This is a genomic window from Faecalibacterium sp. DFI.5.82 (assembly GCF_029076575.1).
In the GTDB taxonomy this organism is placed as follows: domain Bacteria; phylum Bacillota; class Clostridia; order Oscillospirales; family Ruminococcaceae; genus Faecalibacterium; species Faecalibacterium duncaniae.
On sequence record NZ_JARFIS010000287.1, the window covers coordinates 1 to 327 of the forward strand.

The 327-nt window shown below is 58.1% G+C and carries 1 protein-coding gene; it reads left to right on the forward strand.

Annotated elements, in window-relative coordinates:
* The coding region (locus P0G09_RS16640; protein WP_275253217.1) for an HAD-IA family hydrolase at positions 1-327 on the forward strand (327 nt) is incomplete at both ends.

Below are 327 nucleotides of genomic sequence, written 5' to 3' on the forward strand. Positions count from 1 at the left end.
GCTTCTCCCAACGTGCTGGACGTGCTCCGGGAGCTTTCAGAAGTGGCAACACTGGCTGTTGTGACCAATGGCTTTGACCGGGTGCAGAGCCGCCGTGTGCGGGAATCCGGCATTCTGGATTTTGTGGAGGATGTGTTCGTTTCTGAAAAAATGGACAGAGAAAAGCCCAACCGCAAGATTTTTGATGCCGCGCTCCGTGCGCTGGGCGTGGAGAACCGTGAGCACGTGCTGATGGTGGGCGACAGCATGAGCAGTGATGTGCAGGGCGGTGTGAACGCTGGGCTGGATACCTGCTGGTATAACCCCAACCACGCCGAGAATCCCGGC